20 protein-coding genes are annotated in these 20,310 nt (G+C 68.1%); 8 read left to right on the top strand and 12 right to left on the bottom strand.

Annotation, left to right across the window (positions count from 1 at the left end):
- Window positions 1–25: 25 nt before the first annotated feature.
- Window positions 26–523 carry a thiol peroxidase gene (gene tpx / locus KIH27_RS16940; protein WP_214094129.1) on the bottom strand — a complete coding sequence of 166 codons (498 nt, stop codon included), beginning with the start codon at window positions 521–523 and terminating at the stop codon, window positions 26–28.
- 122 nt (window positions 524–645) lie between these two features.
- Here tpx and KIH27_RS16935 point away from each other — a divergent pair, with 122 nt between their 5' ends.
- Complete coding sequence (locus KIH27_RS16935; RefSeq protein ID WP_307856914.1) at window positions 646–2,262, top strand: FAD-binding protein; 1,617 nt, start codon at window positions 646–648, stop codon at window positions 2,260–2,262.
- A gap of 3 nt (window positions 2,263–2,265) precedes the next feature.
- On the opposite strand, the gene KIH27_RS16930 is transcribed toward KIH27_RS16935, so the two are convergent.
- Window positions 2,266–3,555, bottom strand: a complete 1,290-nt coding sequence (locus KIH27_RS16930) for a lipase family protein (protein ID WP_307856913.1) — start codon at window positions 3,553–3,555, stop codon at window positions 2,266–2,268.
- Window positions 3,552–3,941: an NYN domain-containing protein gene (locus KIH27_RS16925; protein ID WP_214094128.1), complete on the bottom strand. Its 390-nt coding sequence runs from the start codon at window positions 3,939–3,941 to the stop codon at window positions 3,552–3,554. Before KIH27_RS16925 ends, KIH27_RS16930 begins: the two co-directional genes overlap by 4 nt.
- A gap of 73 nt (window positions 3,942–4,014) precedes the next feature.
- On the opposite strand from KIH27_RS16925, the gene KIH27_RS16920 reads away from it, so the two are divergent.
- Complete coding sequence (locus KIH27_RS16920; protein ID WP_214094127.1) at window positions 4,015–4,428, top strand: VOC family protein; 414 nt, start codon at window positions 4,015–4,017, stop codon at window positions 4,426–4,428.
- Between the two features lie 15 nt (window positions 4,429–4,443).
- On the opposite strand, the gene KIH27_RS16915 is transcribed toward KIH27_RS16920, so the two are convergent.
- The gene (locus tag KIH27_RS16915; protein WP_214094126.1) at window positions 4,444–5,601 is read right to left on the bottom strand and encodes a hypothetical protein; all 1,158 of its coding nucleotides are present in this window, start codon (window positions 5,599–5,601) and stop codon (window positions 4,444–4,446) included.
- Complete coding sequence (locus tag KIH27_RS16910) at window positions 5,594–6,532, bottom strand: metal-dependent hydrolase (RefSeq protein WP_214094125.1); 939 nt, start codon at window positions 6,530–6,532, stop codon at window positions 5,594–5,596. The genes KIH27_RS16915 and KIH27_RS16910 overlap by 8 nt, the downstream gene beginning before the upstream one ends.
- An 83-nt stretch (window positions 6,533–6,615) precedes the next feature.
- Here KIH27_RS16910 and KIH27_RS16905 point away from each other — a divergent pair, with 83 nt between their 5' ends.
- The 3 genes from KIH27_RS16905 to KIH27_RS16895 all read left to right on the top strand — a co-directional run bounded on the left by KIH27_RS16905 (window position 6,616) and on the right by KIH27_RS16895 (window position 10,642).
- On the top strand, window positions 6,616–7,230 hold the full coding sequence (locus tag KIH27_RS16905; protein WP_214094124.1) for a TetR/AcrR family transcriptional regulator: 615 nt from the start codon (window positions 6,616–6,618) through the stop codon (window positions 7,228–7,230).
- Window positions 7,231–7,337: 107 nt separating this feature from the next.
- Window positions 7,338–7,769 carry an MmpS family transport accessory protein gene (locus tag KIH27_RS16900; RefSeq protein ID WP_214094143.1) on the top strand — a complete coding sequence of 144 codons (432 nt, stop codon included), beginning with the start codon at window positions 7,338–7,340 and terminating at the stop codon, window positions 7,767–7,769.
- A complete protein-coding gene (locus KIH27_RS16895) occupies window positions 7,766–10,642 on the top strand; it encodes an MMPL/RND family transporter (protein ID WP_214094123.1) in 2,877 nt (958 codons plus the stop codon). Before KIH27_RS16900 ends, KIH27_RS16895 begins: the two co-directional genes overlap by 4 nt.
- Here the strand turns inward: KIH27_RS16895 and KIH27_RS16890 are convergent.
- Window positions 10,583–11,767: a PPE family protein gene (locus KIH27_RS16890; protein WP_307856912.1), complete on the bottom strand. Its 1,185-nt coding sequence runs from the start codon at window positions 11,765–11,767 to the stop codon at window positions 10,583–10,585. The genes KIH27_RS16895 and KIH27_RS16890 overlap by 60 nt on opposite strands.
- Before the next feature lie 79 nt (window positions 11,768–11,846).
- Window positions 11,847–13,664, bottom strand: a complete 1,818-nt coding sequence (locus KIH27_RS16885) for a fatty acyl-AMP ligase (RefSeq protein ID WP_214094122.1) — start codon at window positions 13,662–13,664, stop codon at window positions 11,847–11,849.
- Between the two features lie 110 nt (window positions 13,665–13,774).
- On the opposite strand from KIH27_RS16885, the gene KIH27_RS16880 reads away from it, so the two are divergent.
- Complete coding sequence (locus tag KIH27_RS16880) at window positions 13,775–14,653, top strand: LLM class F420-dependent oxidoreductase (protein WP_214094121.1); 879 nt, start codon at window positions 13,775–13,777, stop codon at window positions 14,651–14,653.
- A 7-nt stretch (window positions 14,654–14,660) separates the two neighbouring features.
- Here KIH27_RS16880 and KIH27_RS16875 read toward each other — a convergent pair whose 3' ends face one another.
- Window positions 14,661–14,981 carry a hypothetical protein gene (locus KIH27_RS16875; RefSeq protein ID WP_214094120.1) on the bottom strand — a complete coding sequence of 107 codons (321 nt, stop codon included), beginning with the start codon at window positions 14,979–14,981 and terminating at the stop codon, window positions 14,661–14,663.
- 231 nt (window positions 14,982–15,212) lie between these two features.
- On the opposite strand from KIH27_RS16875, the gene aceA reads away from it, so the two are divergent.
- Window positions 15,213–17,489, top strand: coding sequence for an isocitrate lyase ICL2 (gene aceA, locus KIH27_RS16870; RefSeq protein WP_214094119.1), 2,277 nt, complete (start codon window positions 15,213–15,215; stop codon window positions 17,487–17,489).
- A 6-nt stretch (window positions 17,490–17,495) separates the two neighbouring features.
- The gene (locus KIH27_RS16865; RefSeq protein ID WP_307856911.1) at window positions 17,496–18,254 is read left to right on the top strand and encodes a lipase family protein; all 759 of its coding nucleotides are present in this window, start codon (window positions 17,496–17,498) and stop codon (window positions 18,252–18,254) included.
- A gap of 6 nt (window positions 18,255–18,260) precedes the next feature.
- On the opposite strand, the gene KIH27_RS16860 is transcribed toward KIH27_RS16865, so the two are convergent.
- From KIH27_RS16860 to KIH27_RS16845, 4 genes are all read right to left on the bottom strand, one after another.
- The gene (locus KIH27_RS16860; protein ID WP_250150278.1) at window positions 18,261–18,770 is read right to left on the bottom strand and encodes a hemerythrin domain-containing protein; all 510 of its coding nucleotides are present in this window, start codon (window positions 18,768–18,770) and stop codon (window positions 18,261–18,263) included.
- Window positions 18,743–19,204 (bottom strand): hemerythrin domain-containing protein, encoded by a 462-nt coding sequence (locus KIH27_RS16855; RefSeq protein ID WP_214094118.1) that lies wholly within the window; start codon window positions 19,202–19,204, stop codon window positions 18,743–18,745. Before KIH27_RS16855 ends, KIH27_RS16860 begins: the two co-directional genes overlap by 28 nt.
- A 67-nt stretch (window positions 19,205–19,271) precedes the next feature.
- The gene (locus tag KIH27_RS16850) at window positions 19,272–19,745 is read right to left on the bottom strand and encodes a hemerythrin domain-containing protein (RefSeq protein WP_214094117.1); all 474 of its coding nucleotides are present in this window, start codon (window positions 19,743–19,745) and stop codon (window positions 19,272–19,274) included.
- Window positions 19,746–19,763: 18 nt separating this feature from the next.
- Window positions 19,764–20,204: an OsmC family peroxiredoxin gene (locus KIH27_RS16845; RefSeq protein ID WP_214094116.1), complete on the bottom strand. Its 441-nt coding sequence runs from the start codon at window positions 20,202–20,204 to the stop codon at window positions 19,764–19,766.
- Window positions 20,205–20,310 lie beyond the last annotated feature (106 nt).

Raw genomic sequence — 20,310 nt, 5'->3', positions numbered from 1 at the left:
GGCTCAGTTCTGTTGAGGACGAGGTTCAGGCGGTCAGTGCCGCGAGCGCCGCGTCGTAGTTGGGCTCCTGGCCGATCTCCGGCACCAGTTCGGTGTAGGCGACGTTGCCGTCGGCGCCGATGACCACGATGGCCCGGCCCAGCAGGCCGGCCAGCGGACCGTCGGTGATCGTGATGCCGTAGTCCTTGCCGAAGCTGTCCCGGAAGCCCGAAGCGCTGCTGACGTTCTCGATGCCCTCGGCGCCGCAGAACCGCTTCTGCGCGAACGGCAGGTCGTTGGAGACGCACAGCACGGCACCGCCGGCCGCCGCGGCCCGCTCGTTGAAGGTCCGCACGCTGGTAGCGCAGACCGGGGTGTCGATCGACGGGAAGATGTTCAGCAGCACCGGCTTACCGGCGAACTGACCACTGTCGACCGCGCTGAGGTCGGTGCCGGTCAGGCTGAAGGCGGGTGCCTTCGAGCCGACGGCCGGCAGCTCGCCAGCGGTGTTGATCGGGTTTCCATGCAACGTTATCTGCGCCATGGCCACAGTCTGCCAAGCCGGACGTCCGTCGTCGAGAGCAGGTGGTCGGCAACGGCCGCTGCGACAAAACTAGAACGTGTTACATTCTCCCCCGCCAGCCAGCTCACCGGGAGGACAGACGCGTGATTGGGCAGACTCCGGACATCAGCACCGAGACCACCGACATCGTCATCGTGGGGTTCGGCGCCGCGGGCACCACCGCGGCCATCACCGCCCGGGAAGCCGGCGCGGAGGTGATCGCCCTGGACCGCGGCAACGGCGGCGGTGCCACCGCGATCTCCGGCGGCATCATCTACGCGGGCGGCGGCACCAGCGTGCAGCGGAGCGCCGGTGTCTCCGACACCCCTGCGCAGATGCTGGAGTACCTGCGTCTGGAGGTCGGCGCGACCACCGATCCCGAGACACTGAAGCGCTTCGTGGATGGCAGCCCGGAGATGATCGACTGGCTGACCAAGCACGGCGTGCCGTTCGACTCGTCGCTGTGCCCGTACAAGACGTCGTATCCGAACAACCGCTACTACCTGTACTTCTCCGGCAGTGAGAACGCCGGGGCGTTCCGCGCGCACACCCCGCCGGTGCAACGCGGGCACCGGGCCAAGGGCCGGGGTACCTCCGGCAAGAAGATCTACGCCCCGCTGGCTAACTCGGCGCAGCAACTCGGCACGCAGTTCCGCCCGCACACCACCGTCACCAAGCTGCTGCAGGACGACGACGGGCGGGTGACCGGCGTCGAGGCGATGACGATGGCGCAGGCGCCGCGATCGGTGCAGCGCCGTTACGCCGCGCTGACCGCGATCTCGGTGAAGCCCGGCGTGTACTACCCACCGCTGCGCAAGGTGATGGACCGGCGGATCGCGAAGCTGGAGAAGCGCTACGCCACACCGATACGGATCATGGCCCGCCGCGGCGTGATCGTCTGCGCCGGCGGTTTTTTCGCGAACCCACAGTGGCGGGAGCGGTACGCGCCGGAGTTCACCCACGGGTTGCCACTGGGCACCAGCGGCGACGACGGCAGCGGCATCGCGCTGGCCGAGAGTGTCGGTGCGGTGACCGATCACATGGACGACGTCTCGGTGTGGCGGTTCATCACCCCGCCGAGTGCGTTCATCTCCTCGCTGGTTGTCGACGATCACGGGCAACGGGTCCTCGACGAGAGCCGTTACGGCGCAGCGCTGGGGCAGGCGATGGTGAAGAACCACGGCGGCAAGGGCTGGATGCTGGTCGACGCTACGCTGATGTCGCAGGCAAGGGCGCAGTTGTTCACCCAGACGCTGTGGTTCCAGCGTGCCCAGGCCGCGGCACTGATGTTCGCCGGCGCCAAACGCGGACAGACCCTGGAGGAAGCCGCCCGTAAAGCCGGCATCGACCCGATCGGACTAGCGGCTACCGTCAAAGCGCACAACGATGCAATCGACTCCGGCACAGCCGATCCCGTCGGCAAGCCCGCGGAGTTGCGGCACCGGATCGACACGGCGCCGTTCACGCTGATGGACATCTCAGTGAAACCGAACGTGCTCTACCCGACGCCGATGCTCACCCTGGGTGGTGTCAAGGTTGCCCAGGACACCGGGGCGGTGCTCGACTCCGACGGCGCGCCGATTCCCGGCCTGTACGGCGCGGGACGCACCGCACTCGGGATCTGCTCGCGGTCCTATGTCAGTGGGCTGTCGATCTCGGACTGCGTCTTCGCCGGCCGGCGTGCCGGGGCTGCGGCAGCCGCAGTGACGCAGCCGAACTGAGCGCTACGGCTGCGGGATCGGGTCGAGCGGGTTGCCCGGCTTGATCGACGCGCAGTTGCCGGTGGCCGGCAGGCCCGCGTACCGGCGGTGGATCCAGCCGATCGCCTCGGGTAGCCAGACCGGAACGCTCCAGATGTGGCTCAGCGCGTCGTACTGCTCGTAGTGCACCGATACACCGCGGGAGCAGTATTCGCGAGCCAGGGTGCGCACGTCACCGGCGATCATCACCCCGTCGCCCGGACCGATGCCCGGCTTGTTCCCCGGCGTCAACTCCAGATCCCCGTTGGCGCCCTGGCCGATGAACAGTGGGATCGTCGGTGTGCCACCGGTTCCCATGATCAACTGGTTGGCGCTGCGGACGTAGACCGGCAGGCTCTCCGGGGTCGGATAGTCAGGGCTGACCAGATCGCTCCACTTGAGCCCGGGGTATTGGCCGAGCACGTTGATGATCGACGCCGTCTGCATCTCGCCGAAGATCTTCTTCCCCGACGGCGTCAGATACGGGCTCAGGTCGATCTCGAAGGCCCGGGCGATCCCGACCAGCGCCATCGGCAGCACCCCGGACCAGAACGGGGTGCCCTCGATGTAGTGCAGGTTGTGCGCCGGGTCGACGAGCACGCCGCCCATCGCCGCGCAGAGCAACCGCTCATCGACCTCCGGTGCGTAGGTCGGCGCCAGTTCGGCGGCCCACTCGGTGGCCAGCGCCCCACCGGAGTAGCCCAGCAGTGCGATCTTGGCATCGGCGGGGATCGCCGATGAGTTCAGTGCTGCGCGAAGCGAATCCAGGGTGTACATGCCGTACTCGGGGCCGGCGGCGAACGCCGCCTGCTGCCCCTCGGTGTCTGGGACGACGATGGTGGCGCCGGCCGCGAGGAACGCCCCGAACACCGCCACCTCCACATTGGGGATCAGCCCGCCGAGCCGCAGCCCGCCCGAGATCGCGTACGACGGCTCGTCATTGGGGTTCAGCGAGTCATAGGCGGACTGATACGAGACCACCCTGCGCTTGTCGAACCGGATCGGCGGTTCGATGATCGACGTGACGTTGACGGCTGGCCGGCTGAGCTGAGTCGTCGACCGGTACAGCAGTTGGGTGGTTTTGAGCAGCGTCGGGAACCCGAAGATGTGGTAGCGGAAGCTGCGTGTCTTCAGCACGGTGCCCGGGGTGATGTCGGCCAGCGGGGTGCTGCCGTCGTAGCGGTAGAACGGATCGTCGCGCGGGGGTGGGGCCGCGACACCGACGCCGCCGGCGCCACGTTCCGGGAACGAACTCGGTTGTGGCGGTGTGATCACGACTGCTCCCCTGTCTGCGCGTCGATGAGTCTGCGGAATCCGCCGGCTGAATAGACGGACGCACCGGCGATGCGGACCCGTTCGGCCAGTGTGGCATCCGAGGTCACCACGGTGACGTCCTGTGGGCTGGTGTCGGCGTACACAAGGCGCACGATCTCGTCGTCGGCGGAGTTCGCCGCGGCCCGGGGTGCCGCCGCGATCTCCACCGTCACCGTCGGCAGCGGCTGTGCCGGCGGCTGCTCCAGAACTACGGTCACCCGCTGCTCCCCCGCCGCCGCCCAGCGCTCCAGATCGTCGATCAGGCGCATGATCGCGCCGTGGCGGTCCTTCCACCAACCGTCCGGACGTGAGCCGATCACGTTCATCGCGTCGACGATCCACCGCACCCTTGCGACGGTACGGCACGGCCGGCCGGAAACCGCCTTCCCCAGCAACGTTCAGCGCGGTAGTTTTTCTCCTATGACCGTTGCCGCAAAATCGATTTCACATGTCCGCCTTACCGTCACCGACATCGACCGATCCCGCCGCTTCTACGACAGCGTGTTCGGCTGGCCGGTCGCCATCCAGGTCCCTGACGACGCCGACGAGGCCACCCGCCGCCAGTTCGACTTCCTCTACGGCGGCGTCATCTACGCGGTCGGCGACCAGCTGATCGGGCTGCGCCCGGTTGCGACCGACGCGTTCGACGAGAACCGGGTCGGCCTGGACCACCTTGCGCTCAACGTCGCCGGCAAGAGCGACCTGGACTCAGCGGCATCCCACCTGGACGCGCTCGGGGTACCGCACGAGCCGGTCAAGGACATCGGCGCGATGTACATCCTGGAGTTCCGCGACCCGGACAACATCGCACTGGAACTCGTCGCACCCAAGTAGCGCAGCCCCAAGCGGCTACGACGCCACGTCGGCGAGCGGCGCGTCCGCGGGCGCAGCAGCGTCCGGCAGGATCGGCGGGACGGTCGCAGCCGACGCGACGCAGAGATACCCGATCGTGAAGCACAGGATCGTGTACCAGAGGCTGCCGATCGGGTCGCCACCGGCGGTGACGCCGTCATGGGCGCCGAGGTACGCCGGAAGCGCCGTGAACCACAGCACCGTGAATACCGTCAGATACCCGGCGGCGTAGCGGACGATCAGCGGATTGTCGTAGCGCCCGGTGGCGAACAGGTTGTTGCCCAGGCGACGCCGCTGCAGGTACAGCACCGGAATGGCGACCGCGAAGATCACGAAAAGCTCCGCGAAATAGACGATTCCGGTCAGCCGGCCGTTCGACAGGGCGCCGGCGACGGTGGCCGGCAGCGGCAGGATCCCGGTGCCCAGCGATGCGAGCACACCGATGACGACGGTCCGCCAGATCAACTGCAGGCCGGAAAAGCGCCGGCCGTGGTCGGCGTGCCGGCCGACGAACAGCTGGACGAAGAACGCCAGCGACACCGGCCACAGCGCGGCGAACACCACCACGCTGCCGACCGGAACCGAAGCGAACATCGGCTGGTTCAGCGGGTTGTCCACCGACCACTCCCACCAGCGCAGCTGCGGACCGAGGTGATCGAAGATCTCGTAGAACGCATGGTGCACGAAGCCCACGCAGATCGCGCCGACGAGAACGCCGTAGCGCCGGAACACCCCGAGGATGCGGACGAGTTCGAAGGCGACCGTCGCCATCATCGGGTAGATCGCCACGATGTAGAGCGGCAGTCGTCCCCACAGGAAGTCCACGGTGAACAGGTCGTGGGCGAACATGGTGTCCACGTGCTCGGCGATCCCGAATGCGCCGGGGAAGTACAGCGGCGGTTCGATGATGAACAGGTAGGCGGTCGCACCGAACCACAGCGCCAGGTTGGTGGCGTCACCGTGGCGGCGCCACCGGATGATCGCGTACACCAGCGCCAGCACCGCGCCGGTGATCACGGTGAGCTCCAGCACCGGCAGCGTCCAGTTCGCCAGCGCGAACGGGCTGCGCACCGACACCAGGCCGCCGATGTCACTGCAGGAGAAGCCCATCGAGCCCGCGAGTTGCTCGAAAGTGGGTGCGCACAGGTCAGACATCGGCGGTCAACTTCGCGTCGCCGGCGGTGTACCACTTGGTCACGTCGTAGCCCTCGTCGTAGCGGGCGAACCATTCGTTGGCCAGCGCCGGGATCTGCTCGTGCGCCGGCTTGTGGTTGGGCAGCTGGGAGCGCACGATGCCGCGCAGCGCGGCGATCATGTCGCGTGCGGGCAGTTCGTTGAACGCGTAGTACACCGGACCTTCCTTGGCCGGCCAGCCGAACGGGATCCGGCTGCGCCAGGCCTGCTTGGCCCGGTAGGTGGTGAACAGCGACAGTGCGTCGGCCTGACGTTCGGCCAGCGGCACGTGCCGGTTGAAGCCCTCGCAGGCCACCTTGATCACGCTCATCACATGCTTGAACACCGAGGGCGCCATCCGCGCCCGATACCACGGGTTGTCCACCACGGCGTCGTAGATGATCAGCGCCGAGCTGCGGTGTTCGACCTCTTCGACGAAGTGCCACAGGAACAGTGACGCCACCCGGTCATCGCCCGGGGCGAACAGGGTGTCGTCGTGGTCGAGCATCAACTTGAACACCGGGGTGAACGTCGCCTCCAGCGCGGCGGTGTAGGCCAGCCGGTAGTTCAGCGACGTCTCGGCGACCAGCTTCTCGAACATGGCGTTGCACTCGTTCAGGGTCTCCTTGAGCCCCGGATAGGCCTTGATCAACGCCTTGACGTGCCCGCGGTGGGCCATCGAATGCTGACCCTCCTGGCGGGTGAAGGCGTCGGCCTCCTCGGCGGTCTCGGGGTCGGTGATCATCGGCATCACCTCGGCCATCGTGGAGACGATCATCCGCTCGAAACCGATCGCGAGGAACGACACCGCGTTGGCCATCGACGAGAACGCCGGGTTGGCTTCGTTCCACAGGAACGGGACGTGGTGGTCGGCGAAGGCGAACCGCAGCTTGCGCACGATCAGATCGGTCATAGATACCTCGGCTTTGTCAACATACAACTAGACGTATCAGTGTATGGTTGTTCGATGCATGTCGGTTGTCAAGCGGGGCGCTGATGGCGCGCCGGCGCGGCTGGGGCGGTGATCCGCCACAGAGCGACGAGGAGGCGACCAAGCGGATCGTCGCCGCCGCGGTCGACCTGGTCGCCGCGACCGGGTCGGCGGTGTCACTGGCCGACGTCGCCGGCAGCTTGGGCGTCATCCGGCAGACCGTCTACCGCTACTTCCCCACCGCCGACGCGCTGATGCGGGCGGTGGCCATCGCCTCCGTCGACGGCTTCCTGGACCGGCTCACCGAACATGTACGGGGTATCCACGACCCGGCCGACGCGCTCACCGAGGGCGTCCTCTACACCCTCGACGCGGTGGCGCGCAGCCCGCAGTTGGGCGTGATGCTGTCATCGTCGCCGCACAACCACAGCCGTGAGGTGACCTCGGCGGAGTCGCAGGCCTTCGGCATGCGGATGATCGAGCGCTTTGAAGTCGACTGGGCCGGCTACGGCTACGACGAGTCGAGCCTGCGCGGACTCGTCGAGTTCGCTCTGCGGATCATGCTGTCGTTCTTCCTCGCCCCCAACGACCCGGCCCGCTCTCCCGACGAGCTGCGGCGGTTCCTGCGCCGCTGGCTCGGCGAAGCGATCCTGGCCCAGCGACCACACCCCTCCGGTTAGCCACGCCACACCCCGCCTGGGCGTCCGACCAGGAATATTTTGATACCCTACGGGGTATCGTATTCATGACCGGCGAGGGGCGCCGGGTGACGCAGGAGGTGATCGGCATGTTCGCGATCTTCAAGCGGGCGTGGGTGCCACTGGTCGTGGTGCTGGCCGGGATCGCGGGCAGTGTCGCCGTCGTCAACCTGCGCGGTGCGTTCGGCTCCGACGAGATCTTCCGCTGGAGCGGCAGCGGCTCCGAGATCATCGAGTCGATCAACGAAAAGCACATCACCTACGAGGTGTTCGGCCCCGCCGACAGCGCCGGCGGCGTGAGCTTCCTGAACCGGGACACCCTCGCCGACCAGGCCCGGTTCACCGGGCTGCCGTGGACCCACGAGATCACCACCACCAGCCCGGCCGTCATCGGCAACCTGGTGGCGCAGGGCGACGGCGATGAGATCGGTTGCCGGATCACGGTCAACGGCGTCGTCAAGGACGAACACGTCGCCACCGGGCGTCACGCCCAGGTCTTCTGTCTGGTGAAGGCAGCATGAGCGCGCACGAGGGGAACCCCCGCCCGCTCTACATGCGCGTGGTCCGCAAGCTGGCCTGGCCGCTGATCATCTTCTGGCTGCTGCTCACTGCCGGGCTGAACCTGCTGGTGCCGCCGATCGAGGTCGTCGCCCGCACCCATGCCGTGACGATGTCGCCACAGGACGCACCGGCGATGATCGCCGCCAAGCACATCGGGGCGAAATTCGAGGAATTCGACTCCGATTCGATGGTGATGCTGGTGCTGGAGGGCGAGGAGAAGCTCGGCCCCGAGGCGCACCACTACTACGACGGCCTGATCGCCCGGCTGAGCGAAGACCACACCCACATCCAGCACATTCAGAACCTGTGGGGTGACCCGATCACCGCCGCCGGGGTGCAGAGCACCGACGGTAAGGCCGCCTACGCGCAGATCCACACCGCCGGCGACCAAGGCTCCACGCTGGGCAACGAATCGGTCGACGCGGTCCGCAAGATCGTCGCTGCTGACCCGCCGCCGCCGGGGCTGCAGGTCTACGTCACCGGTCAGGCCGCGCTGACCACCGACATGACCGAGGCCGCCGACCACTCCATGCTGACCATGATGGGCGTGACCGGGCTGGTCATCATCATCATGCTGGCGATCGTCTACCGGTCGGCGGCGACGGTGGCGCTGGCGCTGGTGATGGTCGGCTTCGAAATGGGCACGGCGCGTGGACTTGTCGCACTGCTGGGCAACCTGGGCCTGCTGGGATTCTCGACGTTCGTCGTCGCGATGCTGTCGTCGCTGGCGATCGCCGCCGGCACCGACTACGCGATCTTCCTGATCGGGCGCTACCACGAGGCCCGCAACAACGGTGAGGACCGGGATACCGCCTGGTACTCAATGTTCCGCGGCACCTGGCACGTCATCCTGGGGTCGGGCCTGACCATCGCCGGGGCGTCGCTGTGCCTGCACTTCGCCCGGCTGTCCTACTTCAAGGCGCTCGGCATCCCGTCGGCGCTGGGCCTGCTGGTGGTGATCGCCGGCGCACTGACCGTCGCCCCGGCCGTCGTCGCCGTCGCCGCACCCGCCCTGGACCCGAAACGGGTGGAGGGTCGCGGCTGGCGGCGGATCGGCACCGCCAACGTCCGCTGGCCCGGAGCGGTGTTCGTCGGCGCCCTGCTCGTCACGCTGGCCGGCATGCTCGCGGTGCCCGGGATGAAGATCAGCTTCAACGACCGCTACTACATCCCCAAGGACCTGCCGTCCAACGTCGGATACGACGCCGCCGAACGGCATTTCAGCGCCGCCCGGATGAACCCGGACATCCTGATGGTCGAAGCCGATCACGACATGCGCAACCCGGCCGACATGATCATCCTGGACCGGATCGCCAAGAACATGTTCCGCACCCGCGGTATCGAGCGGGTGCAGAGCATCACCCGCCCGCTGGGCAGCCCGATCGACCACACCTCGATCCCGTTCCAGATCAGCATGCAGGCCGTCCCGATCCAGGAGAACCTGCAGTTCATGGACGACCGGCTGGCCGACATGCTCTCGATGAGCGACGATTTGGGCGGCACGATCGAGTCGATGACCCGGCTGCGCGACCTGGTCGCCCGGATGGGCACCACCACCGGTGCGATGGCGACCGACATGGCCGACATCACCACCACCGTCGACGAGATCCGTGACCACATCGCTGATTTCGACGACGTGGTCCGGCCGATCCGCAACTACTTCTACTGGGAGCAGCACTGCCTGAACATCCCGGTCTGTGATGCGATCCGGTCGGTGTTCGACGCCTACGACGGCATGGACACGTTCAGCGAGAAGATGCGGCCGCTGCTCGGCGACGTCAACGACATGAACGCGCTGCTACCGCAGATGACCGCGCAGTTCGACCCGATGATCGCGATCGCCAAATCCATGCGAGACAGCCTGCTTTCGATGCATTCCAGCTTCTCCGGTCTGGTCACCCAGATGTCGCGGATGACCGACACCGCCGGGGCGATGGGGCAGGCGTTCGACGCGGCGAAGTCCGACGACTACTTCTACCTGCCGCCGGAGGCGTTCGAGAACCCCGACTTCCAGAAGGGCCTGCAACTGTTCCTGTCCCCCGACGGCACGGCTGCCCGGTTCATCGTCACCTACGACGCGGATCCGGCCACCCCGGAGGGGATCGCGTTCGTCGAGCCGCTGCTGGCGGCGGCACACGACGCGGTGAAGGGCACCCCGCTGACCGGCGCGAAGTTCTACCTGACCGGAACCGCCGCGGTGTACAACGACATTCAGGCCGGCTCGACGTACGACATCCTGATCGTGGGGACGGCGGCGGTGACGCTGATCTTCATCGTGATGCTGCTGCTGACCCGGGCGCTGGTGGCCTCGGCGGTGATCGTCGGGACCGTGCTGCTGTCGCTGAGCGCGGCGTTCGGGTTGAGTGTGCTGGTGTGGCAGCACATCATCGGGCTGCCGTTGAACTGGATCGCGCCGGTGTTCGGGGTGATCATCCTGCTCGCGGTCGGCTCGGACTACAACCTGCTGCTGGTGTCCCGCTTCCAGGAGGAGATCGGGTTGGGCACCAAGGTCGGCATCAAGACCGGCATCATCCGCTCGATCGGCGGCACCGGTTCGGTGGTGACCGCAGCCGGTCTGGTGTTCGCGTTCACGATGATGTCGATGGCCGCCAGTGACCTGTACTCGATCGGCCAGGCGGGCAGCACCATTGGACTCGGGTTGCTGTTCGACACACTGATCGTGCGGTCGTTCCTGACCCCGTCGATCGCCGCGTTGCTGGGACGGTGGTTCTGGTGGCCGCTGAAGGTCCGCAACCGGCCGGTGCCGGCTGCGTCAGCCGGCGGCCGGGGAGCGCGGGATCAGGTTGGGGCGGAAGTCATAGGAACTCGCTGACCCACCGACGCCGCGGCCGGCCGCACCGCCCATCGGCATCATCGGCGGGATGATCGGATGACCCATCCCCGCGGCGGCGGGAGCGGCAGCGACGCCCGGCAGGGCCGCCGTGCTCGGACCGGCGCCGACGCCCATGCCGGTCCAGGCCGGCGGCACCGACAGGGCGCCGATGGAGGCGGCGCGGCCCAGGCCGGCCGTCGCCGTCGACCCGCCCGCGGTGAACCCGGTCAGCGTTACCGTGCTGGCGGTGCCGGCCAGCGCCGGGGCGGCGGCCGCGACACCGCTTGTGGCACCGGCGAGTCCGGCGGTGGCGCCCTTGGCGCCGTTGGTCCCGCCCATCATCAGCATCCGCATCAGCATGCTCATCGGCATCATCGCCATCCGGGCGGGCATCGCCAGCATGCTCAGACTCGACATCGATGACAGGCCCGAGGCCGAACCGCCGGCCGAGGCATCACCTGCCGGCGCCGCCAGTGACTGCAGCGCCGCCGGGGTGGTCGAGATCAGTTGCGGCCCTGCCGACATCAGCGTCTCGGTGTCGACACCGGCGGCGCTGCCCGCGGCCTGCGCGATGGCCGGGGCCGTCGACTGGGTCGGGTCGGTGGTCTGCGGTGGCTGGGTGAACGGGGTAACCGTGCTGGCCACCGACGAGGCCGCGGCGTAGCCGTACATGGCGGCGGCGTCCTGCGCCCACATCTCCAGGTAGGCGGCTTCGGCGGCGGCGATCGCCGCGCTGTTCTGGCCCAGGATGTTGGTCGCGATCAGCATGGCCTGCAGGCTGCGGTTTGCGGCGATCACCGGCGGTGGAACCGTTGCGGCGTAGGCGGTCTCGTAGGCGCCGATCGCCGCCGTCAACTGGGCTCCGGTCTGCTCGGCCTGCGCCCCGGTCGCGCTGAGCCACGTTACGTACGGGCTGGCGGCGGCCGCCATCGCCCACGCCGACGGCCCCGCCCACGGTCCACTGGTCAGATCCGAGATCACCGAACTGTAGGCCGCCGCAGCGGAGTTCACCTCCCCCGCCGTCTGCTGCCAGGCCGTAGCGGCCGCCAGCAGCGACCCCGGTCCGGGTCCGGCGTACATCCGCGCCGAGTTGATCTCCGGCGGTAGCACCCCGTAATCCAGCACCGGTCATCCCCTTAGTTCGCTTTCTTTCGAAAGCTAACCGGGTAGTTTCGGCGCCCCGCAGGTCCTAGCTGTGCGCCAGCTATGTCCGGGTGTCGGCGTCGGCCAGGTACTGGGCGCGGCAGGCCTGCCGGCCCAGTTTGCCGCTGGTGGTGCGCGGCAGCGCCCCCGCCGGCACGAACCGGATGTCGGCCGCGGTCAACCCGTGGCGTTGCACCACCGCCGCACCGATCGCCTCGATCGCCGGCGCGGGATCGGCCCGGCCGGTGCCGGTGGCACGCTCGGCCAGGATCACCAGCTTCTCGCCGGGCACCGTGAACGCCACCGCATACCCGCTGCGCACCAGCGGCGACGCCTGGGCGACAGTGGCTTCCACGTCCTGCGGGTAGTGGCTGCGGCCGTCGATCGTCATCAGATCCACGGTCCGCCCTGTCACGAACAGTTCACCGTCCAGGTAGAACCCCAGATCGCCGGTGCGCAGCCAGGAACCGTCTTCGGCTACCCCGGCGGCGTGACTGCCCTCGGGCAGCCGCTCGGCGAGCTGGGCGCCGTATGTTCGCGCGGTCTCCTCGGGCCGGCCGAAGTAACCGCGGGTGACGTTGTCGCCGTGCAGCCAGATCTCCCCCACCCTTGCGTCGGGCAGTTCTGCACCCGTATCAGCGTCGACGATCACCGCCCACTGACTGCGGGCGACCCGACCGCACGAAACCTGCTGCAGCGCATCGGGATCGGCGGCGTCGACAAGCACTACCCGACCCGCGCCGAGCTCCCGGCGGCTGACCGGCACGGCGGCGGCCACCGCATCCGGGGTGATCGTGGAGACGAACAGGGTGGCCTCGGCGATCCCGTATGACGGCTTGATCGCGTTGCGTGGCAAGCCATGTGGTGCGAACACCTCGTTGAAGGCGGTGATCGCGGCCATCTCCACCGGTTCCGAGCCGATGATCATCACCACGTTGCTCAGGTCGATGTTCGCACCCGGCGCCGGCCGGCCGCGCTGCGCGGTGAGCTCGTAGGCGAAGTTCGGTGCGGCGGTCACCACCCGGCCCACCGCCGAGGCGTCCGACAGCGCCTGGATCCAGCGCCCCGGGCGGCGGATGAACGCCGTCGGCGACATCAGCGTGGAGTGACCGCCGTACACCGCGGGAAAACCGATCATCGACAGGCCCATGTCGTGATACAGCGGTAACCAGCTCAGCCCGTGGGTGTTTCGGTCCAGCATGTCAATCGACAGGATCATCTGCAGCAGATTGGTGCCCACCGACCGGTGGGTGACCTCCACGCCGACCGGCGGCCGTGTGGTGCCGGAGGTGTACTGCAGGTGCGACACGTCGTCCAGGCCGAACCGAACCGGGGTGAACGCCGCCCCGGCCGAGTCCGGTATCCGGTCCACAGCGACCACGTGCGGCCGGATCTCCTCGGGCAGCCGCAGCAGGAACTCATCGACGGTCCTGCGCACCGCCGAGGTCGTCAGCACCACCGCGGGCTGGGCGTCGCGCAGGGCGACGTCGAGCCGTTCGGCGTGGCCGGGCAGCTCCGGTGCGAACAGCGGCACCGCGACCGCCCCGATCTTGACGACCGCATAGAACGCGGCGACGTAGTCCAACCCCTGCGGCGCCAGGATCGCGACGCGGTCACCGCGAACGGTGAAGTGCTGCAGGCGCGCTCCGATCGCTGCCATCCGCACGCCGAGTTGGGCCCAGGTCAGCTCGGTGACCTGCCCCTCGACGGGGCCGGCGTAGTCCAGGTAGCGGAACGCCACGGTGTCACCGAGGTGGGCGATGTTGCGTTCGATCAACGAGATCAGGGTGTCGCCCGGCGGCAGGACGATACCGCCGTTCGCGTCCAGGCATTCCTCGATCTGCACCAGCCCACTGGGTGCCGTGAACCGCGGGGTCATGCCCGGCAGTCTAGGGCCGCGAAACATCGGTCTCACGCCATGGAAGCATCCGAGCCGGTGCCCGGTTGCACCTGACTGGTTCATCCGTCGATGTAAAGGACACCCGCCACATGGACTTAGGCGTACATTTCGTCGATTTTCTGCCCGGTGACCCGGCAAAGCTCGGCCCGACACTGGCCGGTGCGGCCAAGGCCGCGGAGGACGCCGGTGCCGCGATGTTCACCATGCAGGACCATTTCTTCCAGATGGAGGCGCTCGGCGACGCCCGCGATCCATTCCTGGAGTGTTACACCGCACTGGGTTTCGTCGCCGGCCAGACCCGGAGCATTCCGCTCGGGGTGCTGGTCACCGGGGTCACCTACCGTCACCCCGGCATCCTGGCCAAGACCGCCGCAACCCTGGACGTGCTGTCCGGCGGCCGGTTGATCTTCGGAATCGGGGCCGGTTGGTATGAGCGCGAGCATCGCGGTCTGGGGGTGCCACTGCCACCGCTGGCCGACCGGTTCGCGATGCTCGAGGAGGCGCTGCAGGTTTGTCTGCAGATGTGGGGCGACGACGACGGTCCGTACACCGGGCGGCACTACCAGTTGGCCGAGACCATCTGCGAGCCGCGACCGATCCACCCGCCCCGGATACTGCTCGGCGGCGGCGGCGAGAAGAAGACACTGCGATTGGCAGCCCAATACGCCGACATCTGGAACCGCAACGGCACCGTGCTGCAACCCGAGGACCTGGAGCGCAAGATCGAGGTGCTGCGTCGGCACTGCGAAGAACTGGGCCGCGACCCCGCCGAGATCCGCAAAACCGTGGGACTGTTCGCACCCGACCTGTTCGCCGACCTCGACGGGTTCCTGAAAAAGGCGGAGTACTGCGCCGGCCTCGGCTACGACCTGGTGCACACCGGGCCGCTGCCCGGGCATCCCGACCCGGTCGGCTTCGTGCACCGCCTCGGCGACGAAGTGCTGCCGAGGCTGGCGGAGATGGGCTGACCGGGCCTCACAGCGGGGAGTCGTGCAGCGCCAGCGCGATGATCACGTAGCCCAGGCAGACCAGCATGTTAAGCGCCGCGAGGATCAGCCCGGACACCACCAGCAGGTGTGTCATCCGGCGCCTTGCCCGTTTGGCCCGGGCCGCCCGCTGCTCGCGTTTGAGTTCGGTGGCGGCGAACGCGAACGTCACGTCGATCGACTCATCGGATGCCAGCGGCGCCCCGGCGATCATCTCCCGCAACCGGGCCGGTGGGATCCGCACCCCGACACTGGCGAACCGCCGGCTGGTGCGATGCGCCCACCAGCGGTGCAGCACCCGATCCGGCATGACGGCACGATGCGGCGGCCCCTGCCCAGGGGCCGGAAACTGCTCGCTCCACCGGTGTGACCGGGCCGTCATAACCGCTTACCTTAGAGCGAGCGAAGCCGCCGCGGAAGGTATCTGATGGCCTCACCTTGACGCGGGCCCCGGTTATCGGCGAAACCCCCGGCGGTGCACCGCACCCCGGAATAGACTCGCCGGATCGAGGGGAATCACGCTGGATAGGAGCGCCGGTCCATGGGCAGAGATGGCTTCACGGAAGATTTCGACAAGGCATTAGCCGCCACCCAGCAGTATTTCGACAGTCCCCGATTCAAGGGCATCACCCGGCTGTACACCGCCCGCCAGGTCGTCGAGCAGCGCGGCACCATCCCCTCGGACTACCCGGTGGCCCGCGAGGCGGCCGCCGCGTTCTACACCCGGCTGCGCGAGTTGTACGCCGCCAAGAAGAGCATCACCACGTTCGGCCCGTACTCGCCCGGCCAGGCGGTGGTGATGAAACGGGTCGGCATCGAGGGCATCTACCTCGGCGGCTGGGCGACGTCGGCGAAGGGCTCGATCAGCGAAGATCCCGGCCCCGACCTGGCCAGCTACCCGCTCAGCCAGGTTCCCGACGAGGCGGCCGGCCTGGTGCGCGCGCTGCTCACCGCGGACCGCAACCAGCAGTACCTGCGGCTGAAGATGACCGAGGAGCAGCGGGCCGCGACCCCTGCGGTGGACTACCGGCCGTTCATCATCGCCGACGCCGACACCGGCCACGGCGGTGATCCGCACGTACGCAACCTGATTCGCCGATTCGTTGAGGCCGGCGTCCCCGGCTACCACATCGAGGACCAGCGGCCCGGCACCAAGAAGTGCGGCCATCAGGGTGGCAAGGTGCTGGTGCCCTCCGACGAGCAGATCAAACGGCTGAACACCGCCCGATTCCAGCTGGACATGATGGGGGTGCCGGGCATCGTCGTCGCCCGCACCGACGCCGAGGCGGCCAACCTGATCGATGGGCGGAGCGACGAGCGCGACCAGCCGTTCGTCCTGGGCACGACCAACCTGACGATCCCGTCATACAAATCCTGCTTCCTGGCGATGACCCGGCGCTTCCACACCGCGGGCATCAAAGAAATCAACGGGCATCTGCTCTACGCGCTGCCCGAAGGCGAGTACGACGCCGCCGATGCCTGGCTGGAGCAGCACGGCATCACCGCGCTGATCACCGAGGCGGCCGCCGGCTGGAAGGGCGGCGGGCAGCAGTCGGTGGACGCGGTCTTCGACGGCGTGGAGTCGAAGTTCGTCGAGGCCTGGCAGGACGACGCGGGGCTGATGACGTTCGGTGAGGCCGTCGCCGAACTGCTCGAGTTCGCCGAGCGCGAGGGCGAGGCACGGGAGATGTCGGCGGCGCAGTGGCGGGAGTTCGCGGCGCGGGCGCCGCTGTACACCGCGGCGGCCAAGGCGCACGAACTCAACGCCGACCCCGGCTGGGACTGCGAGCGGGCGAAAACCCCGGAGGGCTACTTCCAGGTGCGCGGCGGCATCCCGTACGCGATCGCGAAATCACTGGCTGCCGCACCGTTCGCCGACATCCTGTGGATGGAGACCAAGACCGCCGACCTGGCCGACGCCCGCGAGTTCGCCGAGGCGATCCACGCGGTGTACCCGGATCAGATGCTCGCCTACAACCTGTCCCCGTCGTTCAACTGGGATTCGACCGGCATGTCCGAGGACGAGATGCGGGACTTCCCCGCCGAGATCGGCAAGCTGGGCTTCGTCTTCAACTTCATCACCTACGGCGGTCACCAGGTCGACGGCGTGGCCTCCGAGGAGTTCGCCACCGCCCTGCTGCAGGACGGCGCGCTGGCGCTGGCCCGGCTGCAGCGCAAGATGCGGCTGGTCGAATCGCCGTACCGCACCCCGCAGACCCTGGTCGGCGGCCCGCGCAGTGACGCCGCGCTCGCCGCCTCGTCGGGCCGCACCGCCACCACCAAGGCGATGGGCAAGGGCTCCACCCAGGTGCAGCACCTGATGCAGATCGAGGTTCCCAAGAAGCTGCTGGAGGAGTGGCTGGCGCTCTGGGCCGACTACTACAAGATTCCTGAGAAGCTCACCGTCCAGCTGCGGCCGCGGCGGGCCGGCTCCGACATCCTCGAACTGGGGATCTATGGCAGCGGCGCGGACCCGCTGGCCAACGTCGTCGTCGACCCGATCAAGGACCGGCACGGCCGCAGCATCCTGACCGTGCGGGACCAGAACACCTTCGCCGAGAACCTCCGGCAGAAGCGGCTGATGGATCTGACGCATCTGTGGCTGATCCATCGGTTCAAGGCCCAGGCGGTGCACTACGTCACGCCCACCCAGGACAACCTGTATCAGACCGAGAAGATGAAGGAGCACGGCATCTTCCGCAACGTGCACCAGGAGGTCGGCGAGATCATCGTCGCCGATGTCAACAAGGATCGGATCATCGAGTTGCTGTCGTCCGACCGGGTCGCGCTGGGCAAGCTGATCCGCAAGGAGGACTAGCGGCCGGTGGCGTTCGACGCACAGACCACGCTCGATACCGTCCTTCCGCTCGCGGAGGCGGCGTACGCCGTGATGAACGGCGGCGTCCCGAAACTCCCGCCCGGGTTCGAGCAGACCGCACTGATCGAAGCCGACCCGGCCGAGTTGTCCTCGCCGCCCACCGCCCAGCCGGCCGCGGCGATGATGAAGGACACCAACATCTTCGGGCTGGTCGGGCGCAACACCGCGACCCGCACCGCGTTCGCGGCGTTTCGCGGCAGCTCGGATGCGGCGGACTGGATCGCAGACTTCGACTTCATCCCCACCGACTACACACCGGTCGCCGGGTTCGGCCAGGTGCATCGAGGGTTCCAGGACGTCTACCGCTGCGCCCGGGAAAGCCTGGCCACCGGCCTGCTCGACGCGGTGCAGGATTGCGACCACATCCTGGTCACCGGCCACAGTCTGGGCGCCGCGCTGGCCGTGCTCGCGGCGCCAGACATCGCGCGGGCGATGCCGCCGAACACCATCGAGCCGCGGCTGGTGACGTTCGCCGGGCCGAAGGCGGGGCTGACCGATTTCGCGGCAGCGTTCGGCGCCGCGATCGAATGCTGCTACCGGGTGGTGAACTTCCTCGACATCGTGCCGCTGCTACCGCCGGACCCGTATGTGCATGTGGGAGTCGGGATCTCGGTGGACAGCGGTGGGAAGATCGACTTCGGCTGGCGGCACGGCCTGGCCGCGTACCGCATCGGGCTCACCAAGCTCATCGCCGAGCAGGCCTGACTCGGCTCACGCCTCCTGGCAGTACCAGCCGTCGGGGGCCAACCCGGTCGCGAGGAAATCGGCCAGTTCTGCCGATTGCTCCGAAGTCAGCGTCGTGTCGGCGGCGGGATAGACCACCGACTCCTCCTTGCCGTTGTGTTCGTGGAGTTGCCGCAGCAGCTGCTCGCCGAGACTGCGGATCCGCTCGGTGTCGCTGCCGTTGAGCACCGACTCGGTCAGCGCATCCATCGTTCGCCAGATTTCACCGTGCTCGCTCATCATCACCGTCAGTGGCATGACCATCCCACCGTGCCGGATCAGCGGGAACAGAATCCGCTCCTCCAGATAGATATGCCGCTGCAGCGCCTCCAACGTCGCCTCCAGCGCTACGCCGTCCGAGACACCGCCATCGAGTCCGCGGAGAAACGCTGCGGGGCCCGCGTCCACTGCGATATGTTCACGCTCCAGCGCAACCGCCAGGCCATCATCGGGCACGTCGCTCCCCCGACTCAGCCGGCGGCCTTCGCGCAGACCCAACCGGCCGGCATCACCCCGTCGGCGAGGAAATCGGCTAGTTGCGCAGCGGTCTGTGGGTCCAGGCCGGTGTCGGCGGCCGGATAGATCACCGGCTCCTCCACCTTGTTGTGGTCGGCCAGCAACCGCAGCAGCGTGTCGCAGCTGTCCCGCAGCGCTGCGGAATCCGCCTGTGTCTCAAGCACATCCAGTGTCCGCCAGATCTCGCCGTGCCCACGGATCATGCCGAACACCGACATCATCTGGGCGCCTTTGCTGATCGGCGGGAACAGGATCTGCTCCTCCAGATAGATGTGCCGCCGCAACGCCGTCACCGTCGCAGAAAGCAGGTCGGTATCGACCGTCCCGCCGTCCAGCTTCGCCAGGAACGCCGCGATCCCCGCGTCGATCTCCTGGTGCTCGTGTTCCAGCGCCGCCGACAGGGGCTGCTCAGCCATCGTGGTCTCCGCTCCGCTCGGGTGGGCCGCCCGCGGTGTGCGGGCGGCCCGGAGACCCCAGGCTATTTCAGCCGGCGGCTTTCTCGCAGACCCACCCGTCCGGCATGGTGCCGCCGTCGATGAACGCGGCCCATTCGGCGGCCTTCGCCGGTTCGAGGTCGACGTCAGCACCCGCGTAGACCACCGCCTCCTCCACCTTGTTGTGCTGGGCGAGCTGCGCCAGCAGCTGCTCGCAGGTCGCCCGGATCTTGTCGTGGTCGGAGCCGTCGGCGGCCAGCTGCTCGGCGACGTCCATCGTCCGCCAGATCTCGCCGTGACCGCGCAGCATCCCGAAGATCGACATCATCAGATGCCCCTGCCGCAGCGGCGGGAAGATGAAGTTCTCCTCCATGTAGGCGTGCCGGCGCAGGATGTTCAGCGTGCTGTGCAGGCCATCGGCGTCCACCACTCCACCGTCCAGCTTCGCGACGAACGCCTCAATGCCTTCGTCCACCTCGTGGTGCTCGTGCTTCATCGCCACCGAGAGGGTCTCGTCAGCCATTCCGTGTCTCCAATCTGCTCAGGCGAGCTGAGCGTCGATGCTGATCTTGGCGCCGGCGAACAGCCGGGACACCGGGCAGAGGGCGGCCGCCGCGTCGACGACCGCGACGAAGTCGGCCGCGCTGAGGTCGGCGACCTGGGCGCGGACCGTCAGTTCGGACGTGGTGATGGTGGGCAGGCCACCGACCTCGGCCAGCGTGACGGTGGCGGTGACGTCGAGGTGCTGCGGCGGGGTCTGGTTCTCGCCGAGCTTGAGCGACAGCGCCATCGCGAAGCACGACGAATGCGCGGCGGCGGCCAGTTCCTCGGGGCTGGTCTTGCCACCGGGGGTCTCGGTGCGCGCGGCCCAGGTCACCGGCAGTCCGTCGAGTGCGCCGCTGCTCCCGTGGCCGAGGGTGCCCGCGCCGGTCGCCAGTGCTCCGGCCCAGCTGGTCTGTACGGTCCGTTCCGCGATGCTCATCGGTGCCTCCTCGGCTATTTCTTACAAGCGCGACTTGTTGAAACCCTAGACGGCGGTGCCGACCCAAAAAAGGGCACAAAGGCACACCGCGCCCCGCTCGGTGAGC

The sequence above is a fragment of the Mycolicibacter acidiphilus genome, assembly GCF_018455725.1.
Classification (GTDB): domain Bacteria; phylum Actinomycetota; class Actinomycetes; order Mycobacteriales; family Mycobacteriaceae; genus Mycobacterium; species Mycobacterium acidiphilum.
The sequence above is the reverse complement of the archived record's forward strand: the minus strand, read 5'-3'. Positions and strand labels throughout refer to the sequence as shown.

Excerpts from the sequence above, each read along its gene's own strand:
- tpx (WP_214094129.1), bottom strand. The coding sequence starts at position 523 with ATGGCGCAGATAACGTTGCATGGAAACCCGATCAACACCGCTGGCGAG.
- KIH27_RS16920 (WP_214094127.1), top strand. The coding sequence starts at position 4,015 with ATGACCGTTGCCGCAAAATCGATTTCACATGTCCGCCTTACCGTCACC.
- KIH27_RS16915 (WP_214094126.1), bottom strand. The coding sequence starts at position 5,601 with ATGTCTGACCTGTGCGCACCCACTTTCGAGCAACTCGCGGGCTCGATG.
- KIH27_RS16910 (WP_214094125.1), bottom strand. The coding sequence starts at position 6,532 with ATGACCGATCTGATCGTGCGCAAGCTGCGGTTCGCCTTCGCCGACCAC.
- KIH27_RS16905 (WP_214094124.1), top strand. The coding sequence starts at position 6,616 with ATGGCGCGCCGGCGCGGCTGGGGCGGTGATCCGCCACAGAGCGACGAG.
- KIH27_RS16900 (WP_214094143.1), top strand. The coding sequence starts at position 7,338 with ATGTTCGCGATCTTCAAGCGGGCGTGGGTGCCACTGGTCGTGGTGCTG.
- KIH27_RS16895 (WP_214094123.1), top strand. The coding sequence starts at position 7,766 with ATGAGCGCGCACGAGGGGAACCCCCGCCCGCTCTACATGCGCGTGGTC.
- KIH27_RS16885 (WP_214094122.1), bottom strand. The coding sequence starts at position 13,664 with ATGACCCCGCGGTTCACGGCACCCAGTGGGCTGGTGCAGATCGAGGAA.
- KIH27_RS16880 (WP_214094121.1), top strand. The coding sequence starts at position 13,775 with ATGGACTTAGGCGTACATTTCGTCGATTTTCTGCCCGGTGACCCGGCA.
- KIH27_RS16875 (WP_214094120.1), bottom strand. The coding sequence starts at position 14,981 with ATGCCGGATCGGGTGCTGCACCGCTGGTGGGCGCATCGCACCAGCCGG.
- aceA (WP_214094119.1), top strand. The coding sequence starts at position 15,213 with ATGGGCAGAGATGGCTTCACGGAAGATTTCGACAAGGCATTAGCCGCC.
- KIH27_RS16855 (WP_214094118.1), bottom strand. The coding sequence starts at position 19,204 with ATGGCTGAGCAGCCCCTGTCGGCGGCGCTGGAACACGAGCACCAGGAG.
- KIH27_RS16850 (WP_214094117.1), bottom strand. The coding sequence starts at position 19,745 with ATGGCTGACGAGACCCTCTCGGTGGCGATGAAGCACGAGCACCACGAG.
- KIH27_RS16845 (WP_214094116.1), bottom strand. The coding sequence starts at position 20,204 with ATGAGCATCGCGGAACGGACCGTACAGACCAGCTGGGCCGGAGCACTG.